The sequence below is a fragment of the Streptomyces sp. Root1310 genome (genome assembly GCF_001426425.1).
Taxonomy (GTDB): domain Bacteria; phylum Actinomycetota; class Actinomycetes; order Streptomycetales; family Streptomycetaceae; genus Streptomyces.
Map to the genome: position 1 here is coordinate 1 of NZ_LMEQ01000026.1, position 4,136 is coordinate 4,136.

The 4,136-nt window shown below is 72.5% G+C and carries 2 protein-coding genes; both read left to right on the forward strand.

The features are described 5' to 3' along the window. Positions 1 to 2,319: SDR family NAD(P)-dependent oxidoreductase (locus ASD48_RS27235; protein ID WP_157880707.1), on the forward strand; the 2,319-nt coding region annotated here is incomplete at its 5' end. A 59-nt stretch (positions 2,320 to 2,378) separates the two neighbouring features. Next, the coding region (locus ASD48_RS27240; protein ID WP_199875989.1) for a type I polyketide synthase at positions 2,379 to 4,136 on the forward strand (1,758 nt) is incomplete at its 3' end.

The following is a 4,136-nucleotide window of genomic DNA, read 5'->3' on the forward strand; positions in this document are numbered from 1 at the left end:
GTCAGGGGTGTGGAGGTGGACTGGGCGAGTGTGCTGCCCGGGGGTCGTCGGGTGGATCTGCCGACCTACGCCTTCCAGCGCAAGCACTACTGGCTCGAACCCCTCGACAAGCCGCGGCACGCCGACGGCGGCGACATCGCGCGGAACGCCGTCGACTCGCAGTTCTGGGAGGCGGTCGAGAGCCAGAATCTGGAGGAACTCGCCCGCACTCTCGAACCCGGCGCCAACGGTGCCGCCGCAAAGGTGCGTTCGTCGCTGGAGACGGTGCTTCCGGCCCTGGCCTCCTGGCGCAGGCAACGCCGGGAACACTCGGTCGTCGACTCCTGGCGCTACCGCGTCGCCTGGCGCCCCCTGCGGCCGGCCACGGCCGGTGCCGCCGCGCTGTCGGGGACGTGGCTGGTAGTCGCTCCCGCCGCGCACCGGGAGCACCCGTGGGTGACGGCGGCGACCGACGCGCTGCGCGACGGCGGCGCCGAGGTCCGGACGGTCGTACTGGACGCAGCGGAGGCCGAACGCGGGGCGTGGACACAAGAGTTGAGTGCGACAGCCGCTCCGGCGGCGAGCGGCGTCCTGTCGCTGCTCGCCCTGGACGAGACGCCGTTGCCCCGGCATCCCGGTGTCGCGGCCGGGCTCGGCGCGACCCTCACACTGCTCCAGGCGCTGGGCGACGCGGGCATCGAGGCACCCCTGTGGTGCGCCACCCAGGGCGCCGTGTCCGTCAACAGCATCGACCCGGGACCGCATCCGCTCCAGGCGCAGGTATGGGGGCTCGGACGCGTGGCCGGGCTCGAGACGCCCCAGCGCTGGGGCGGACTCCTCGACCTGCCCGAGACCCCCGACTCCAGGTCCGCGGGCCGGCTGTGCACCGCTGTGGCCGACTCGGGTGACGAGGACCAGCTCGCCCTGCGCGGTTCGGGCGTGTTCGTACGACGCCTGGTGCGCGCACCCCTGGACGACCGTACGACGACACGGCAGTGGAGCCCGACCGGCACCGCACTGGTCACGGGGGGCACCGGCGGCCTCGGTGCGCATGTCGCGCGCTGGCTGGCCGCACAGGGCGCCGAACACGTCGTACTGACCAGCAGGCGCGGCCCCGAGGCCGAAGGCGCGGACGAACTGCGCTCGCAACTGGAGGCGTCGGGTGCCCGGGTGACCATCGCGGCGTGCGACATGGCGGACCGTGAGAGCGTGTCCGAGCTGCTGGACCGGCTCAGGCGCGAGGGCTCTCCGGTACGGACGGTCGTGCACGCCGCCGGCGTCCCCGGCCGGTTCGTCAGCCTCGCCGACGCACAACTCTCCGACCTCGCAGAGACGTTGGGCGCCAAGGCGACCGGGGCCGAGACCCTCGACGAACTGCTCGGACAGGACGACGAGGTGGACGCCTTCGTGCTCTTCTCGTCGAACGCCGGCATCTGGGGCGGCAGCGGGCAGGGCGCGTACGCCGCCGCCAACGCCCACCTGGACGCGCTGGCCGAACGGCGCCGAGCCCGCGGCGCCGCCGCCACCTCCGTCGCCTGGGGCATGTGGGACGGCGACGGTCTGGCCAACGAACAGGGCATGGGGGAGGCGCTGAGCCTGCGCGGGCTGCGGGCCATGGACCCGGCACTGGCGATCACGGCACTGCACCAGGCCCTCGACCGGGACGAGACCACCCTCTCCGTCACCGACATGGACTGGGAGCGCTTCGTGTCCCTGTTCACGGTCACCCGTCCCAGCCCGTTCCTGGACGAACTGCCCGAGGTCCGGGAGCTGTCGAAGGCCCCTGAGACGGCGGAGGAGGAATCCGGGTCACGGTCGGCCCTCGAACGGCAACTGGCCGGCCTGCCCGTCGCCGAACGGCACCGCGCGCTGACGGAGCTGGTCCAGGCACAGGCCGCCACCGTCCTCGGCCACGCGAAGCCCGACGAGGTCGAACCGGGGCGCGGATTCCTCGAATCGGGGTTCGGCTCCCTCACTGCGGTGGAACTGCGCAACCGGCTCAACGAGGCGACCGGGCTGCGCCTGCCCGCGTCCACGGTCTACGACCACCCCACGCCCGCGGCCCTCGCCCGGCATCTGCACGCACAGCTCCAGCCGGGAGAGGACGGCGGCGAAGTGGACGCCCTCGAAGGCCTCCAGCGGATCGAAGCGGCCGTGCTGGCGGCACCGGCGGACGGCGGTGTACGCGACCGCGTAGCCAAACGGCTGCGGGACCTGCTCAGGACGATGGACGCCGGCGCCGAGTCGCAGGCCGACGGCGGCTTGGACCGGACGACCCTCGAGTCGGCATCCGACGACGAAATGTTCGCGCTGATCGACAAGGAACTCGGGCTCGACTGACTCGCCCGACGAGTCTTCGCCCCTGATCGGCAACCAAACACGTGAAAGACGGGATGCACATGGTCGGCGTGGAAGAAAAGCTCCGGGACTACCTCAGGCGCGTCACCGGGGAACTGTCGGAGACCAGGCAGCGCCTCAAGGAGGCGGAGGCCGAGTCACGGGAGCCCATAGCCATCGTCAGCATGGCCTGCCGGTTCCCCGGAGGCATCGAATCCCCCCAGGACTACTGGCGGTTGCTCGCCGAGGGCCGGGACGCCGTGGCCGGATTCCCGGACGACCGGGGCTGGGACCTCGACAACCTCTTCGACCCCGACCCGGACGCACCCGGCAAGAGCTATGCGCGGGAGGGAGCGTTCGTCCACGGCGCCTCCGAGTTCGACGCCGAACTGTTCGGCATCTCACCGCGCGAGGCACTCTCGATGGACCCGCAGCAGCGGCTGCTGCTGGAGGCGGCCTGGGAGGCGTTCGAGCGGGCCGGGCTGGACCCCGGCGCGCTCAAGGGACGCGACATCGGCGTGTTCGCGGGCGCCGCCTGGTCCGACTACGTCTCCGGCAGCCGCAAGGTCCCCGACAGCGCCGAGGGCTACGCCATCACGGGCGGATCCTCCAGCGTCCTCTCCGGCCGGGTCGCCTACACCTTCGGCCTCGAGGGGCCTGCGGTGACGGTGGACACGGCGTGCTCGTCGTCCCTGGTGGCGATGCACCTCGCGAGCCAGGCCCTGCGCAGCGGCGAGTGCTCCATGGCACTCGCGGGCGGAGTGTCCGTGCTGGTCAGCCCCTACCCCTTCGTAGGGTTCAGCCGCCAACGCGGCCTCGCACCGGACGGCCGCTGCAAGCCGTTCGCGGACAGGGCGGACGGCACCGGCTGGGGTGAGGGCGTCGGGATGCTCCTGCTGGAGCGCCTGTCGGACGCCCGCCGCAACGGGCACGAGGTGCTGGCGGTACTGCGGGGCAGCGCCGTCAACCAGGACGGTGCGAGCAGCGGCCTGACGGCTCCCAACGGGCCGTCCCAACAGCGCGTGATCAGGGCCGCGTTGGCGAACGCCGGGCTCACGGCGAGCGACGTCGACGCCGTGGAGGCCCATGGCACGGGCACCTCCCTCGGGGACCCCATCGAGGCGCAGGCGTTGCTGGCCACCTATGGCCAGGGGCGTCCGGAAGGGCGCCCGTTGTGGCTCGGCTCGGTCAAGTCGAACATCGCGCACACGCAGGCCACCGCCGGCGCCGCGGGTGTGATCAAGATGGTCCTCGCGATGCGGCACGGGTTACTGCCCAAGAGCCTGCACGTGGACGCGCCGTCGACGAACGTCGACTGGTCGGCCGGTGCCGTGGAGCTGCTGACCGTCGCACGGGAGTGGCCGGAGGTGGACCGGCCCTGGCGGGCCGGCGTTTCGTCGTTCGGAGTCAGTGGCACGAACGCGCACGTGATCGTGGAGCAGGCGCCCGAGTCCTCTCTCGGGACCGTTGCCGAGTCCGGTGTCCGTGTCCCGGTCCCGGTGGTGCCGTGGGTGGTGTCGGCGCGCAGTGCGGAGGGGCTGGCCGCCCAGGCCGAGCGGTTGGCTCGATTCGTGGGAGAGCGCTCCGACCAGGACCCGGTGGACATCGGGTTCTCGCTGGTCGGGTCGCGGTCGTTGCTGGAGCACCGGGCGGTGGTGCTCGGCAAGGGCCGGGACGATCTGGTGGCCGGCCTCGCATCGCTTGCCTCGGACGGGTCAGCGACGGGTGTGGTGTCCGGGGTGGCTCGGGGACGGGCGCGGGTGGCGTTCGGGTTCTCGGGGCAGGGGGCGCAGCGGGTCGGGATGGGTGCCGAACTTGCC